The 16,277-nt window shown below is 71.2% G+C and carries 10 protein-coding genes; 6 read left to right on the forward strand and 4 right to left on the reverse strand.

Annotated elements, in window-relative coordinates; all coding sequences use genetic code 11:
- The first annotated feature begins 573 nt into the window (after window positions 1–573).
- Window positions 574–3,678 (forward strand): S53 family peptidase, encoded by a 3,105-nt coding sequence (locus V7E46_RS25785; protein ID WP_333770638.1) that lies wholly within the window; start codon window positions 574–576, stop codon window positions 3,676–3,678.
- 110 nt (window positions 3,679–3,788) lie between these two features.
- On the opposite strand, the gene V7E46_RS25790 is transcribed toward V7E46_RS25785, so the two are convergent.
- Window positions 3,789–4,736 carry a DUF5996 family protein gene (locus tag V7E46_RS25790; protein ID WP_333770639.1) on the reverse strand — a complete coding sequence of 316 codons (948 nt, stop codon included), beginning with the start codon at window positions 4,734–4,736 and terminating at the stop codon, window positions 3,789–3,791.
- Window positions 4,737–4,972: 236 nt separating this feature from the next.
- Window positions 4,973–6,799: a galactose-binding domain-containing protein gene (locus V7E46_RS25795; protein ID WP_333770640.1), complete on the reverse strand. Its 1,827-nt coding sequence runs from the start codon at window positions 6,797–6,799 to the stop codon at window positions 4,973–4,975.
- 378 nt (window positions 6,800–7,177) lie between these two features.
- On the opposite strand from V7E46_RS25795, the gene V7E46_RS25800 reads away from it, so the two are divergent.
- The 5 genes from V7E46_RS25800 to V7E46_RS25820 all read left to right on the forward strand — a co-directional run bounded on the left by V7E46_RS25800 (window position 7,178) and on the right by V7E46_RS25820 (window position 11,630).
- Complete coding sequence (locus V7E46_RS25800; protein WP_443054346.1) at window positions 7,178–8,473, forward strand: L,D-transpeptidase; 1,296 nt, start codon at window positions 7,178–7,180, stop codon at window positions 8,471–8,473.
- A 417-nt stretch (window positions 8,474–8,890) separates the two neighbouring features.
- Window positions 8,891–9,244: a MerR family transcriptional regulator gene (locus V7E46_RS25805; RefSeq protein ID WP_329177515.1), complete on the forward strand. Its 354-nt coding sequence runs from the start codon at window positions 8,891–8,893 to the stop codon at window positions 9,242–9,244.
- Window positions 9,245–9,490: 246 nt separating this feature from the next.
- Window positions 9,491–9,694, forward strand: coding sequence for a cold-shock protein (locus V7E46_RS25810; protein WP_329177513.1), 204 nt, complete (start codon window positions 9,491–9,493; stop codon window positions 9,692–9,694).
- Window positions 9,695–9,846: 152 nt separating this feature from the next.
- Window positions 9,847–11,337, forward strand: coding sequence for a DEAD/DEAH box helicase (locus V7E46_RS25815; RefSeq protein WP_333770641.1), 1,491 nt, complete (start codon window positions 9,847–9,849; stop codon window positions 11,335–11,337).
- A gap of 38 nt (window positions 11,338–11,375) precedes the next feature.
- A complete protein-coding gene (locus V7E46_RS25820) occupies window positions 11,376–11,630 on the forward strand; it encodes an SCO5918 family protein (protein WP_073494971.1) in 255 nt (84 codons plus the stop codon).
- 203 nt (window positions 11,631–11,833) lie between these two features.
- Here V7E46_RS25820 and V7E46_RS25825 read toward each other — a convergent pair whose 3' ends face one another.
- Both V7E46_RS25825 and V7E46_RS25830 read right to left on the reverse strand, forming a co-directional pair.
- Window positions 11,834–15,442, reverse strand: a complete 3,609-nt coding sequence (locus tag V7E46_RS25825; RefSeq protein WP_333770642.1) for a choice-of-anchor D domain-containing protein — start codon at window positions 15,440–15,442, stop codon at window positions 11,834–11,836.
- A 183-nt stretch (window positions 15,443–15,625) separates the two neighbouring features.
- On the reverse strand, window positions 15,626–16,277 hold a 652-nt coding region (locus tag V7E46_RS25830; RefSeq protein ID WP_333770643.1), incomplete at its 5' end, for a hypothetical protein.

A 16,277-nucleotide genomic window follows, 5' to 3' on the forward strand; every position in this document is an offset into this window, starting at 1 on the left:
CAAACCCAGATTCACACCGAAGTCTCGTGGGCTCGGATTTTTTTATAAGAGACAGCCACACGCCGGCGCCGGCCGCCGGCGGGGCGTGCAGTATCCGTTCCAACGCGGGGAGCTGCGACAAGGCGGGGCAGTCCTGCCGGAAGGCCGACCTCGGCAGGACGACGACCGACGCTCAGGGCCGCTCGATCACATGCCGGACGAAATCGGGCAAGCCGCACTGGCAGTGCTGAGCCGGAATGCGGGATTCGGCAGGTCCGGCGGTGGGGCGGGGAGCAGGGGAACACCGGAGGGCATTCACCAAGAGCAGGTAATATTCGGCACCCCGTTCGACATCCCGGCCGCCACAGCTGATACAAAGCAACGCTGGCAGTCTCACGGCGGGAAGGGCAGGCCGTCCTTCCTCCCGGGTGATGCCGCAGGGGGCTTCTGCACAACCAGCACGGGTCGGCCCGGCCGACATCCGCGCCTGGGGGGATCACGAACTCGAACGCCGCCGTCATGCGACGGGCGGCCCCTCTGTCGTATCGCCGTGCCCGGACGGCCAGCTGATTCGTACGACGAAGGAGAAACTTCATGGGCATTCCTGCCCGCGACGCGGCGTCCCGCACCGGGACAGGGGCGATACGCGCCCGTTCCCGCTACCGCAGCGCGCTGCCCGGCGGCGTGGTGGCCGCCACCGCCCTGGCGATGGTCGCCGCGATCGCACCGGTGGCCGCGGCCGACAGCACGCCGGCCCCGGCGCCGCAGCGCGTCGGCCCCGCCCCGACGCTGCCGGCCGGCGCCGTGCGCACCGCCGCTCCCGCCGGCGACACCTCGCTCGACCTGGGCGTCGTGCTGTCGCCGCGCGACCCGGCCGGCCTGAAGAAGTTCATCACCGACGTCTCGACGCCGGGCTCACCGCTCTACCACCAGTACCTGAAGACCGGGCAGTTCAGCTCGTCCTTCGGTGCCACCGACGCCACCGTGGCCCGGGTCCGTGCGGCCCTGAAGGCCCAGGGGCTGACCACGGGAGCGCTGGAGTCCGACGGTCTGACCCTGCCGGTGCACACCACGGTCGGCGCCGCGGAGAAAGCTTTCCGCACCGGCTTCACCGGCTTCCGTGACCGCGAGGGCCGTACCGGTGTGACGAACACCGCCGCCCCGTCCGTCCAGGGCGACGTGGCACCCGCCATCACCGCGGTGACCGGCCTGACCACGACGGCCCCGGTGCGCTCGCACCTCTCGGTGAAGCAGAAGAAGAAGTTCACCGCCTCCCCGGGCGCCTCCGGCGGTACGTCCGTCGCGCCGCGGATCAACGGCAAGACGCCGGCGCTGTGCAGCAGCATCAAGAACGGCGCGGCCGGCATCGGCTGGAACGACACCCAGCAGTACTGGAGCGCCCGCTCGCTGGCGGGCGCGTACGGCATGGCGGACGAGCCGAACGTCGGCACCGGCGTGACCGTGGGCATCTTCGAGCTGGAGAGCTACAGCGCCAAGGACATCGCCGCCTACCAGTCCTGCTACGGCACCAACGTGCCGGTCAGCGCGGTCAAGGTGGACGGCGGCCCGAAGGTGGCGGCGGACGCGTCGCTGTTCATCGGCTCGGAGTCCGCGCTGGACATCGAGGACCTGATCGGGCTCGTCCCGCAGGCCTCGCTGGTCGTCTACCAGGGCCCCGACATCACCGACGCGCAGGGCAACCCGGCGCCCGTCACGTACCAGAACATCCTGGACGTCTACCAGAAGATGGTGACGGACAACCGCGCCCAGGTGATCTCCACCAGCTGGGGCAGCTGCGAGCAGGACACGTCCGCGCCCTTCATGGCGGCCGAGAACCTGGTCTTCCAGCAGGCGGCGGCCCAGGGCCAGACGGTGACGGCCGCGTCCGGTGACAGCGGTTCCGGCGACTGCGCCTTCAACGGCACCGCCAACAGCGGTGCGCTGTCCGTGGACGACCCGGCGAGCCAGCCGTACGTCCTCGGCGTCGGCGGCACCACCATGACCGGCGCGAACGGCGCCGGCCAGTCGACCTGGAACGACGGCTACTACGGCGCCACCGGTGGCGGCGTGTCCACCTACGTGACGCAGGACGGTACGTCCGGCTTCCAGGCCGGCGTCAACGGCCCGGGCTACGTCAACGCGTGCGAGACCGGGACGGGGCAGAAGTGCCGGCAGGTTCCGGACGTCGCCGCGCTCGGCGACCCCAACACCGGCTACCTGATCGCCAACGGCCAGGAGCCGGACGGCTCGCAGGACTGGGGCATCATCGGCGGCACCTCCGGCGCCTCGCCGACCTGGGCGGCCCTGGTCGCGCAGGCCGACCTGGACCTGTCGTGCGCGGCGGACGGCCCGGTGGGCTGGATCAACCCGGCGCTGTACAAGCTCCCGGCGACCGCCTTCCGTGACATCGTCGACGGCGGCAACTACCTGCCCACCGACGACGGTCCGACCTCCGGCTACTACGCCGGCACCGGTTACGACCTCACCACGGGCCTGGGCACCCCGAAGGCCCGCAGCATCATCCCCGCGCTGTGCAAGGCGGTTCCGCAGCAGCCGGCCGGCACCTTCACCTCGGTGAACCCGGCCCGCATCCTCGACACCCGCTACCACGTCGGGGTGTCCACGACCACGCCGGTCAAGGCCAACTCCGCGGTGGCGCTCCAGGTCACCGGCGCGGGCGGCGTCAACCCCCCGGCCGGCTCCGTCGTCACCTCCGTGGTGCTCAACACCACCGCGGTCTCGCCGACGGCGACCGGTCACCTGATCGCGTACCCGCACGGGACGACCCGCCCCACCTCCTCGAACCTCAACTGGCTCAAGGGGCAGATCATCCCGAACCTGGTCACCGTGCCGGTCGGGACGGGCGGCAAGGTGGACCTCTACAACGCCAGCGGCGGCACGGTCCACTTCGTGGCTGACGTCTTCGGCTACTTCTCCACCTCGGCGACCGGCGCCACCTACACCCCTGTCGGCCCGGCCCGCGTGCTGGACACCCGCTCGCACATCGGGACGCCGACGACCACGCCGGTCAAGTCCAACTCCGCGGTGGCGGTGCAGATCGCCGGCACCGCCGGTGTCCCGGCCACGGGCGCCTCGGCCGTCATCCTGAACGTGACGGCCACCGCCCCGACCGCGACCGGCCACCTGATCGCGTACCCGGACGGCACGACGCAGCCGACCTCGTCCAACATCAACTGGGTGAAGGGCGAGACGCGTCCGAACCTGGTGGTGCTGCCGATCGGCGCGAACGGCAAGGTGGACCTGTTCAACTCCGGCAGCGGCACGGTGCACTTCGTGGCCGACGTCTTCGGCTACTACTCGGCGGACAGCGCGGGCGCGAAGTTCCACTCCGCGGGCCCGAGCCGGGTGCTCGACACCCGTTACGGCAACGGCGCGCCGGCGATCGGTCCGCTCGCCTCCACCAAGGACCTGTCGCTGAACCTCAACGACGGCAACGTGGTGACCGGCGCCAAGGCGGTCGTGCTCAACGTGACGGTCGCCAACGGCACCGGCAGCGGTGTGCTCACCGTGTGGCCCGACGGAGCGGCCCGGCCTTCCTCGTCCAGCCTCAACTGGACGAAGGGCGAGATCGTCGCCAACCTGGTCACGGTCCCGGTGATCAACGGGAAGGTCGACTTCCATGTCAACGCCGGTTCCGTCGCGGTGATCGCCGACCTCTTCGGTTACTACACCAACTGAGAGAGCCGGCCGCGTACGACAACGGCCCCGCTGCCCGCCCTCCGGCGGGCAGCGGGGCCGTCCGCGTCACCCGTCCTCGCCGTCCTCGCCGCCCGCGCCGGGCGCCCGCGTCAGCCCGCGCCGGGCGCCGCCCGCAGCCGCGGGTCGGTGATGCCGCCCGGGCACTCGCGGCGGCGCTCCCAGTGGGTCAGCTCCGCTCCGGCGCGGTAGGCGCTGTCCAGGAAGCCCAGGGTGGTGGCCCAGGGGTCGTCGGCGGCCCGGGCGTCGTCGTACATCAGCAGCGCGATGTGGCTGCCGCGGGCGGCCGACCACTGGGCGGCGCCCGGGTGCAGCGGCCGGTCGGCCAGGCCGGGGGGCTCGGGCGCGGTGTAGGAGTAGAAGGCGGGCGCGGGCACGCTGTCGTCGCCGAACCAGAACCCGGCGCTGATCACCTCGCGCGAGTACGCCTCCCGGGTGACCGGGTCGGCGTCGGCGGGCGGGGCGATCTCGCGCTCGGAGAACCGGGTCACCGCGATGTCGAAGGTGTGCCAGAAGTGGTGCACCGGGCTGGTCTTGCCGGAGAAGCCGGCCGCGTACTCCTCCAGCAGCAGATTGACCTGGCTCAGGACCCGCCAGTAGCGGGTGACCGCGGCCGGGTCGTAGCTGCGGTGCTCGTGGTCCTCAGCGAACGGCCGCCGCGCGTCCGGCAGGTCGTAGGGGTACGGGTGCTGCGGCGCCGCGTCGATGTCGAGCGCGATGAGCGCGGTGACGGTGTCCCGGTAGAAGTCGGCGACCGAGCGCTCCGCGAGCGGGAAGGACGTCTGCCGGCCGGACAGCGTCCGCACCACGAGGCGGTGCGCGACGAAGTCGAAGTCCACGCAGAAGGAGTCGCCGCCGCGGATCGGCCCCATCGGCCGGGTGGTGATGCCCTGCCCGGTCAGATGGAACGGTACGTTCCACCAGTGGTTGCGGCGCGGACTGGCGGCCAGCCGGATCTTGCCGACGATCTGCACGAAGCGGTGCAGCGTCTCCTTCGTGTCCCGCCAGGATTCCAGCGGCAGGGGCGGGAAGACGTCCACATCGCTCTCCAGGGTCGGCGGTGCCGCGCCCTGGCCGGTACGGCTACCCCGGCCATCGTGGGCGCCCCCGACCCCGCCCGCCAGCGCGGCGGGTCCGAACGGGTGGGCGGCACGTGCCCCCGGCCGGGGCGCTCGAAGGCCGCTCGGATGCCGGGGGCCGCCGCACGCGCAACCGCTCCGGTACGCCCGCCGCCGAGGTGGCGGCCGTACCGGAGCGGGGCGGCGCGAGCCGGGGATCAGGTGCCGTAGACCTGGAACTCCCAGAGCGAGTAGCCGTATTGCGTGGTACGGACGGTGCCGTTCATCCGGACGTAGCGGCCGGTGCCGGTGACCGGAATGGTCTGGGTGCCGCCGGTGCTGGTCGTCGTGCTGTAGACGGTGGTCCAGTTGGCGCCGTCGGGCGAGGTCTGGATCTGGAAGGCCTTGCCCGCCGCCGTCTCCCAGTTGAGGACGACCTGGCTGACGCTGTGGCTGGCGCCGAGGTCGACCTGGAGCCACTGCGGGTCGGAGAAGGCGCTCGACCAGCGGGTGCCGGTGTTGCCGTCCACGGCCGCGGACGCCGGGGTGCCGGAGTTCTCGGTCGACGACGCGGTCGCCGTCTTCCCCTGCGACAGCAGGGTCGCCGGGCCGCCGCCGCCCGAGGACGGGCTGCCGAACAGGGCGATCTCGTACAGCGAGTCGCCGTACTGCGAGGATCTGGCGGTGGCGTAGACCCTGACGTAGCGGGCGGTCACCGACAGGTTGGTGTCCTGGATGTCGGCCGGACTGTTGTTGTTGGTGTAGACGGTGGTCCAGTTGGTGCCGTCGGTGGACGTCTGCAACTGGTAGGCGGATGCGGCCGCCGCCTCCCAGGTGAGCGTCGCGTGGTTGACGTTGTAGTTCTGGCCCAGGTCGACCTGGAGCCACTGCGGGTCGGAGAATCCGCTCGACCAGCGGGTGGTGATGTCGCCGTCGGTGGCGTTGGACGCCGGGAAGGTCGCGCTCTCGTTGGACGAGGACGTGGTCGGCTTGCCCTTGGCGATGTTGGTGCCGTGGTCGGGCGACTTGTTGTAGACGGCCACGTAGTCGATGTTCATCTGACCGCCGGAGACCGTGGCGGCGTTGGGGCCGCCGCCGAAGGCCGCGGGGAAGCCGCCGCCGATCGCCAGGTCGAAGATGATGTAGAAGCTGTGGTCGACCGCGTTGGCCCAGGCCGCCGCGTCCACCTGGTCGGAGCGCAGGGTGAAGTAGTTGGCGCCGTCCAGGTACCAGCGGATCTGCTCGGGAGAGGTCGAGCGGTCGACCTCCACCGCGTAGGTGTGGTAGCCGGTCTGGCAGCCGGAGCAGGCGTGCTCGCCACTGCCGACGCCGCTGGTCTCGTTGCAGGGGCCGCCGGAGCCGACACCGCAGTGCAGGGTGCCGAAGACGGAGCTGCGGCCGTTGATGTCCTCCAGGATGTCGACCTCGCCCGACCCCGGCCACGGCACGCCGACCCGCAGCGGGGAGCCCAGCATCCAGAACGCGGGCCAGTAGCCCGCGCCGTTGGCGGTGGTCACGTTGGGCTGCTGGATGGACGCCTGCATCCGTACGACGCCGCCCGGCTGCGCGCCGAAGCCGTCCGCCTGGGTCTCGACCCGGCCCGAGGTCCAGTTGGCGGCCGGGTCGGTGCCGGTGTGCAGGGCCTTGAGCACCAGGTGGCCGCTGCCGTCCTGGTAGACGTTGGCCGTGCTGTTGGTCATCGTCTCGATCTCGCCGGTGCCGAAGGTCCAGCCGGCGCCCGCGTCGTAGCGCCAGGTGTCGGTGTTCAGACCGGTGTTGGCGGCACCGTTGAAGTCGTCGCTCCAGGTGGTGGTGAAGCCGGCCGGCGCGGCGGGCACGGCGGCCGGCTTCACGGCGGCCGGGTGGGCCGCGGCCGGCTGTACGGCGGCGGCCCGGGCGGGCGCGGACGCCGGACCGGATGCGGACGCCTGAGCTGAGCCCGCCAGTGTGACGGCCGCCACGGCCGTCGCGGCCAGCAGCCCGATCCCGAACCGCCTGACCGGTCCGCGGCCCGGTGGCCGCAAACGCTTGCCTCTGATCGACATGCGGACGTACTCCTTCTCCTGTGGGGGGCGGTACCGCAACTGGCCCTGCCGCGGTACCGGGTTGGGGGGAGGTGAGAGCGCTCTCAGGAGGGTCTTCCCCTGCCCTCCGCGCTGTCAAGAGAACCGGCAACGTTTACGGAACAAAGCCGCCCGCCGAAACGTCCTCCGGCTAGGAGCCGCAGTGCGGGAGACTCTGCGTGGTGCTGTGCGGAGGCGGGGCCGACCCGCCGCGCGCGGGCGCGGCCCGCGTGCGCGGACGGCACCCCGGCTGAATCGCTCCGGGGGACGTGACGTATCAGTCATGCAACAGCCGCAACCGCGGGCCCGGGATGCGGTCTCCTAGAGTGCGACCTTTGCGGAAATGGGGAGACACGAGTGATGACGGAGCAGACGGCGGCCGACACCGCCACCGGGGTGGAGGGGGCCGCTGCCGGCGGCCGGCGCACCTGGGGCGTACGGAGCGCGCGCGGCAGGAGAGGGCTGATGGCGCTCGCGCTGGGCGCCGTACTGCTCGGCGCCGCGGCCTGCGGGGGCGACGCCGACGCGCATTCCGGCGCGGACGGCAAGAACGGCTCGGCGAACGGCTCGGCCCCGGCGAACGGCTCGCAGGCGGCCCTCACCGTGCTGCCGGCGAACGGTGCCACCGGGGTGGACACCTCGGGCGCGCTGAAGGTCTCGGCCGCCAAGGGCAAGCTGACCAAGGTCGCGGTGACCTCGCAGGACGGCACCCCGGTCGACGGCGCGATATCCGCCGACGGCGGCAGCTGGACGCCGAAGGGCACCCTGCGCACCAACACGCACTACTCCGTCTCCGCCACCGCCACGGACACCGACGGCAAGGCCGCCAGCCAGCAGTCGGCGTTCACCACCGTGAAGCCGACCGCCTCCGCCACCAACTACGGCATCTTCAACGTCGATTCGGGCAAGACGTACGGCGTGGGCATGGAGGTGTCGATCCGCTTCAACAAGCCGGTCACCAACCAGGCCGACGTACGCCACGCGGTCACCGTCACCGCCGAGCCGAGCGTCCCCGTCGAGGGCCACTGGTTCAGCTCCCAGCGCATCGACTTCCGCCCCGAGAACTACTGGGCGGCCGGCACCAAGGTCACGCTCCACCTCAAGCTCGACGGCGTGAAGACCTCCAAGGGCGTCTACGGGGCCCAGTACAAGGACGTCACCTTCACCATCGGCCGCTCGCAGACCTCCGTCGCGGACAACAAGACCAAGATGCTGACGATCTACCGCGACGGCAAGCTCCTCAAGACCTACCCCACCAGCCTCGGTGACGCCGGCCACACCACCTACAACGGCAAGATGGTGATCGAGGAGAAGGACAAGGTGGTGGACATGGACTCGCAGACCGTGGGTCTGGGCAACGCCTACCGCATCAAGGACGTCCCGCACGGCATGCGGCTGTCCGACTCCGGCACCTTCGCGCACGGCAACTACTGGCGGCCCGCCTCCACCTTCGGCCACGAGAACACCAGCCACGGCTGCGTCGGCCTGCGCGACGTCAAGGGCGGCGGCGACCCGACCACGCCGGCCGCCTGGTTCTACGACCACTCGCTGATCGGCGACGTCGTCCAGGTCGTCAACTCCCCCGACAAGGTCATCCCCCCGAGCAACGGGCTCAACGGCTGGAACATGGCGTGGTCGTCGTGGGTCGAGTCCTGATCACCCGCTCTCCTGACGTCCGCTCCGCCTGACGTCCGCGCTCTGGGCGCGTACGCGCCTCTGGACGTACGCGCCTCCCCCGCAGGTCCCGACCGCTCGCCGGTCGGGGCCTGCGGGCTTTCGCGCCGCCGGGGGCCGCGGGTTCCGTCGCCGGGTCGGTGGCGCGCGGGGCTTTCGGCCCGAGGGGGCGCTGGGAGGCAGGCGGCTTTACGCACCCGGGGTGACGATCCGGCCGTTGGGCAGCACATTCCGCAGCGCCAGGCGGGCGACGAGCTTGAGCACCGGCAGCGCGGCGTTGCCCGGTACGTCACGGGTGCGCCGCGGAACGGCACCGGGCGGACGTGAAATGCTGCCGTCGGCCCGGTAGGCTTCCTAGTGCGGCCGGGCCAAGCCCGGCGCATCCCCCAAGAGGTGTAAGTGCCCCCTGAACACTCGCCGCGGACCGCCGACCGGCTTGACGACGACGACTACCCGGCGTACACGATGGGTCGCGCCGCCGAGATGATCGGCGCCACCCCGACCTTCCTGCGGGCCATCGGCGAGGCCAGGCTGATCACCCCGCTGCGCTCCGAGGGCGGTCACCGCCGCTACTCCCGTTACCAGCTGCGGATTGCCGCCCGGGCCCGCGAGCTGGTCGACGCCGGTACGCCGATCGAGGCCGCGTGCCGGATCGTCATCCTGGAGGACCAGCTGGAGGAGGCCAAGCGGCTCAACGACGAGATGCGCGGCCGGCTGCCGTCCGGCGAGCACCCGGCTGACGGCACCAGCTGAGCATTTCTGTGCCCGCCACGGCAGAAACTGTCGAAACCGCCGGTGAGAGTTTATGGCACGGCGGGCTCAGCGAAATGACATCCCGCGCCTGCCCGGTTGCGCCGTGCTACGGTGGAAGCAGTTGCAGTCGTGGTTCCCATAGCTTTGATTCCGGTGTGCAAATCTCCGGACGGGGTAATCATCTCGGCGACACCGGGTCTGCGCAGTGCGGGCCCGGCGGTATTGCCCCAAGGAGAATTTAGAAAAATGGCTACTGGCACCGTGAAGTGGTTCAACGCGGAAAAGGGCTTCGGCTTCATCGAGCAGGACGGCGGCGGCGCCGACGTCTTCGCCCACTACTCCAACATCTCTGCCTCCGGCTTCCGTGAGCTGCAGGAAGGCCAGAAGGTGACCTTCGACGTCACTCAGGGCCAGAAGGGTCCCCAGGCCGAGAACATCGTTCCCGCCTGACGCACCCCGCATCAGCACATCCGGGTCCGCACCTTCGGTGCGGACCCGGGTTCGTGTTCCGGCCCGTTCCTGCAATTCCCCGCACCGCGGCGCACGACACATCCGCCGCACCGGGAATTCCTCGATACGCGCCGCATCGAGGAAAGGCTTGCATGAATCGTCAGGCTCGTGACAACGAACGGTATTCCCGCACGACACGCGGGGCGCGCGGAACCGGCGGATCCCGCGGTTCCGGCACGTCCGCGGGCGGCTCGGGCGGCAGCCGCGGCGGCGGGTACGCCCGCAGCGGCGGGCCGCAGCGCTCCTCCTCCCGTCCCGCACCCGCCCGGCAGGGCGAATTCGCCATGCCGGTCACCCTCACCCCGGCGCTGCCCGCGGTCACGGCCTTCGCCGAACTGCGGATACCCCAGCCGGTGCTCAAGGTGCTCACCAGCCTCGGCGTGACCGAGCCCTTCCCGATCCAGGCCGCCACGCTGCCCAACACGCTCGCCGGGCGCGATGTGCTCGGCCGGGGCCGTACCGGCTCGGGCAAGACGCTGGCCTTCGGGCTCGCGCTGCTGGTCCGCACCGCCGAGGTCGGCCGGCGCGCGGAGCCGCGCCGCCCGCTCGGCCTGGTGCTCGTCCCGACCAGGGAACTGGCCCAGCAGGTCACCGACGCGCTCAACCCGTACGCGCGCACGCTGCAGCTGCGGCTCACCACCGTGGTCGGCGGCATGTCCATCGGCCGGCAGACGACGGCGCTGCGGCGCGGCGCCGACATCGTGATCGCCACCCCGGGCCGGCTCGCCGACCTGATCGAACGCGGCGACTGCCGGCTCGACGAGGTCGGCATCACGGTGCTCGACGAAGCCGACCAGATGGCCGACATGGGCTTCATGCCCCAGGTCACCCGGCTGCTGGACCAGGTACGCCCGCAGGGGCAGCGGATGTTGTTCTCCGCCACCCTCGACCGCAATGTGGACCTGCTGGTGCGGCGCTATCTGAACGACCCGGTCGTGCACTCGGTCGACCCGGCGGCCGGCGCGGTCACCACCATGGCCCACCACGTGCTGCATGTGCACGACGCCGACAAGTACGCCACCACCACCGAGATCGCCGCGCGCGACGGTCGGGTGCTGCTCTTCCTCGACACCAAGCACGCGGTGGACCGGCTCACCACGCACCTGCTCAACAGCGGGGTACGGGCGGCGGCCCTGCACGGCGGCAAGTCCCAGCCGCAGCGCACCCGCACGCTGGCCCGCTTCAAGACCGGCGACGTCACCGCGCTGGTCGCCACGAATGTCGCCGCCCGCGGCATCCACATCGACGACCTCGACCTGGTCGTCAACATCGATCCGCCCAGCGACCACAAGGACTACCTGCACCGGGGCGGCCGTACCGCCCGCGCGGGCGAGTCGGGCAGCGTCGTCACCCTCGTGCTGCCGCACCAGCGCCGGGAGATGGCGCGGCTGATGGCCGCGGCCGGTATCACCCCCGAGATCACCCAGGTCCGCTCGGGCGAGGCCGCGCTGACCCGGATCACCGGCGCGCAGGCCCCGTCCGGCATCCCGGTCCCCGTGGCCGCGCCCCCGGCGCCCGCCGCGGCGCGGTCGGCCTCCCGGACCCAGTCCAGGGGCCGCAGGCCCGCACGCCGTAGGTCCTGAACGTACCCCTCTCGAACCTCGAACACTGCGGAGGCACCATGCGCTGCGTCATCGCCCGCTTCTCATTCGACCTGATCAAGGACGAGGTCGAGAAATCCATGAGCGGGGTCAAGCCGGAGCCGGTCACGGAGGCGTCCGTGACCATCGGCCGCAAGCAGTACCCCATCAAGCAGGTCGGGGCGATCATCACCGGTCAGGACCGGCGCGACTTCACCACGACCGAGGTCGTCCGCGCCCTCACCCGCCTCGGCTTCACCTGCCACCCGGCCCCCACCACCACCCCCACCCTCTGACGGAGCCGCCCGCCGTTCCGCGCGGCGGGCGTGGCCGGCGGATGAGCCGGCGTGGCGCATGCACAGTGGGGGGGGGGGGGGGGGGGGGCCCCCGCGGGGGGGGGGCGGGGGGGGGGGGGGGGGGTTGCGGGGGCGGGGCGGCAGCCCCAGGGCCGCGGGCGGCCCCCCCCCCCCCCCCCCCACTGGCGTTCAGCGGGCCTGGATCAGCTGTTCCAGACCTGCACCTCGGAGAGCTGGCCCGCGGGCCAGCCGTCGTTGGCGGTGACCGTCACCCGGATGTAGCGCTGGGTGGTGGCCGGGAAGGTGATCGTGACGGTGTTGTTCGCGCCCGGGGTGAAGGCGTAGGACGCGGACGACTTGAGGGTGCTGAAGGTGCTGTTGTTGGTGCTGCCGGTGACCGACAGCGTCTCGTTGCGCGAGCCCCAGCCGGCCGGCAGCTGGAGGACGACCTTGCTCACGCTCTGCGCCGAGCCGAGGTCGACCTGGACCCACTGCGGGAAGGCGTTGTTGGCGCTCTCCCAGTAGCTGGCCTGGTTGCCGTCGGTCAGGTTCGACGACGGGTAGACGTCGGTGTGGCTGGACTCGGTGGTGGGCCGGCCCGCCGCGAGGTTGGTGCTGACCGTGCCGGTGCCGGTGCCGGTCAGTGCCACGGTGGTCGGGTTGTTGGACGCGTTGCTGTTGATCGTCAGGGTGCCGGTGCGGGTGCCGGACGCGGTCGGGGTGAACTTCACCGCTACGGTGCAGCTGGCGTTGGCCGCGAGCGAGCTGCCGCAGGTGTTGGTCTGCGCGAAGTCGCCCGACGCGGCGACCGAGCTGATCGACGCGGCGGCCGTACCGGTGTTGGTCACCGTCACGTTCTGGGCGCCGCTGGTGGTGCCGGGCGCCTGGGCGGCGAAGGTGAGGGAGGACGGGGTGACCGCCAGGGTCGCCGAGGACGGGTTGCCGCTGCCGCCGCTCGGGTAGACCTGGAGGCCGGACAGCTGGGCCGCGCTCCAGCCGGAGTTGGCGGTGACGTTGATCCGTACGTAGCGGGCGGTGGCCGCCGGGAAGGTGACGGTCACCGTGTTGTTGTTGGCGCTGGGGTCGAAGGTCTGCACGGAGGACGGCGCCAGGGTGCTGAACGTGTTGCCGTCGGTGGAGCCCTGGACGGACAGCGTCTCGGTACGCGTCGCCCACGCCGTGGACGGCGGGAGCTTCAACGTGGCCTTGCCGACGCTGTAGTTCTGGCCGAGGTCGACCTGGACCCACTGCGGGAAGGCGCCGCCGGCGCTCTCCCAGTAAGTGGAGGCGTCCGCGTCGGTGACGTTGCCGGCGACGAAGGTGCCGTTGGTGGAACTCGCCGTCGCCGGGCGTCCGGCGGCGATGTCGGTGCTGCTGTCGATGCCGGCGCCGCTCAGCGCCACCGTGGTCGGGCTGTTGTTGGCGTTGCTGGTCACCGTCAGCGTCCCGTTGCGGGTGCCGCCGGCCGTCGGCTTGAAGGTCACGGTCACCGCGCAGGACGAACCGACGGCGAGGGCGCCGCAGTTGTTGGTCTGCGTGAAGTCACCGGTCGCCGCGACGGCGGAGACGGTGGCCGCGGTGGTGCCCGAGTTGGTGACGGTCACCGTCTGCGGGGCGGCCGTCGAGCCGACGACCGTACCGCCGAAGGAGAGGTTCGCCGGGTTGGTGTTGAGCACCGGCCCAGGCGCGATGCCGGTTCCGGTCAGGGTGACGGTGCTGGTGTTGCCGCCCGCGGTGACGGTCAGGGTGCCGGTACGGACCCCGTTCGCGGTCGGCTTGAAGGTGACGCTGACGGTGCAGGATCCGTTCGCGGGCACCGACGTACCGCAGGTGTTGGTCTGCGTGAAGTCGCCGGAGGCGGACAGCGCGGAGACCGCGGCGGCGGCGCCGGTCGGGTTGGAGACCGTCACGGTCTGCACGCCGCTGGTCGCACCGGTCGCGACGGAACCGAAGTTGAGCGCGCCCGGGGTGGCCGTGACGCCGCTGGCCGGGTAGGGCGGGAAGACCGGGGCGGGGAAGCCGCCGCACAGCGGAGTACCGGAGATGCCGGAGTTGCCGCCGCCGTCGGTGACGACGAAGTTGCCGCCCTCGCAGCTGTAGACGGGCGTCGAGGCGCCGACGCCGGTCGCGGTGACGTTGGTGAACTTCGCGGCGCCGCCGGTCTGTTCCTGCAACGCGAAGGTGCCGGTGCCGGCGATGGTCACGTTGTTGAGGTTGACCCCGCTGACCGTGCCCTCGACCCACTGCACGGCCTCGTAGGGGCTCTGCTCGATCAGTGCGTTGGTGACGTTGATCGGGCCGGTGATGGAGCCCTGGCTGCCGTCGAACCACAGCGCGCCGACGCCGAACTGCCAGTTCGGGTCGAGGCCGCCGGCCCGGATGATGGTGTTGTTGGTGATGTTGGTGGTGCCGACCGGCGTGGAGGTGAAGCGCTGGCCGACGTGGATGCCGCCGCCCTGCGCGAGGCCGGTGTCCTGCACCAGGTTGCCGCTGACGGTGTTGTCGTGGCCGCCGTAGATCGCGATGCCGTTGGCGAGGATCTGGGTCTCGACGGTGTTGTTGGAGATGGTGTCGTTGGCGTCGGCGCCCAGTGCGGAGTCCGCCCAGGTCGCGATGCCGTCGTCACCGGTGTTGCGGATCTCGCTGTTGGTGACCGTCGAATTGGTCACGCCGCCGTGGAAGTTGATGCCGTCGGCGGTGGTGTCGCGGATGCGCATCCCGGTGAAGGTCAGCTTGTCCATCGGCCCGTCCATCCAGGCGCCGACCTTCATGTGGTCGATCCACACGCTGGAGACCGTGGAATTGCTGAGCGCGCCGCCGATGCCGTTGACCTGCGCGCTGTCGTCGCGCTCCTGCACATCGCCGAAGATCGCGAAGTTCTGCAGGTGCACGTTGCTGCTCGGCGAGGGCTGGTAGCCGCCGTAGAAGCCGGGCGCGGCACCGGTGACCGTCGAGTACCACATGCCGGCGCCGGCGACGGTGACGTTGTTGACGATGATGTGGCCGGGGATCTTGAAGGTGCCCGGCGGGATCCACACCGTGCCGCCGGAACCGGCCGCGCTGATCGCCGCGTTGAAGGCCGCGGTCGAGTCGCTGCCGCCGGTCGCGTCGGCGCCCTTGCTGGTGACCGACACCGAGCCGGAGGGCTGCGGGAGGGCCGCGCCGACCTGCTCGAAGTCGGCGAAGTCGATGGTGGTGACGGCGCTGCTGCCGCCGGTCTGGAGGGTGAAGGTGGTGCCGGCCGGATAGGTCTGCGGAAGCAGCCGGTGGACCTCGTCGTAGAAGTGGTGCGGGTTGCTGCCGGGCTGGTTGGTGAACGGGTAGCTGCCGTAGTACCAGCTGTAGGCGTTGGTCAGCGTGAAGTCGGGCTGCGCGGCGCCGTTGATGGCGAAGGACAGCGGGGCGGTGTAGACCGAGCCGCCGGAACCGTCGGGAATGCTGTAGCGGAAGTCGATCGAGTTGGTGGCCACCGGGGTGGTGAAGGTGACGTATTTGCCGCTGCCCGACAAGGTCACCGCCTTGCGGTACGACGCCTCGTCCCCGAGCTGGCCCGCGGCCCAACTCGGTCCGATCTGGCTGCCGTTGGTGGCGGAGTTCTCGGCCTGCACCTCGACGTAGGGCAGGCTCGCACCATTGCCGCCCGTGGCGGCGGCGTAAGCGGGGGCCGCGCTCAGGGCGAGGACGCCACCGGTGGTCAGCAGCGCGGTGCTGCCGACGACGGCGACGGCTCGTCTCAGGCCGGTGCCTCGGCCTCGGCCGTCCTGCGGATGTGGCCGTCTGCGGCCTCGGGAGAAGGGGGGTGTGCGGAACATCACGTGCTCCTTTCGACACAGAATGCCGGATCTGCACCGGTGGGGGTGGAGCGTCTAACGCAAGGGGCACCGTAATCTCGCGGACACGGGTCCGCAATATCCACGCTCACCATTGCTAAAAAGTAACTTTCTTGCGCAAGATTCTGCGTTCCGCAGTGGTGAGAAGAATTCAGCCGTAAAGGGTCAACGCTGGGGCTTCTGCTGACCTTTCATCACATTCCGCATCGCGTCGACCAGTGCGGACTCGAAACGTCCGACGTCCGAGGCGACCTGCCGGGGGCCGCCGTGCAGCGCGCCGAAGGTGTCCTCGGAGATGTAGTCGGTGGCGTAGCCGGTGAGCGTGAGGGTGAACACCGCGCCCCCGTGCAGGACTTTCAGCTCCTCGCTCTGCCTGCTCAGCGCCTGCGCGACCGCCTCGTCGCCGAGCCCCGCGACCCGGTGCGCGGACTCCACCGGCGTCAGATCCGTACCGTCGATCCGGAGCTGGTCGTCGAACTCCGGCCGCGGGTCGGTGCGTTTGTGCAGATCGATCGTCACGAAGATCTCGTAGCGGTCCATGCCGCCGCCGCTGTCGGGGGCGCCCACCGACAGGGTGCAGCGGATCTGGTCGAGCGCCGGGCCGAGCCGGGCCGCCGCCGGGGACACCGCTGCCGAGTCCGCCGCCCGCAGCGCCCGCGTCAGCGGCGCCAGCGTGCTGCCCCCGCACGGGCTGTCCCCCAGGACGTAACCGTGCAGGTCGGGCCGCCCGTTGTGGTGCGCGGACCACAGCCGCAGGCCGCCGGCCCACAGCGCGGACGCCAGCACCACCCCGCCGACCCCCCACACCCACGGGCGC

Source organism: Streptomyces sp. IBSBF 2435 (assembly GCF_036815005.1).
In the GTDB taxonomy this organism is placed as follows: domain Bacteria; phylum Actinomycetota; class Actinomycetes; order Streptomycetales; family Streptomycetaceae; genus Actinacidiphila.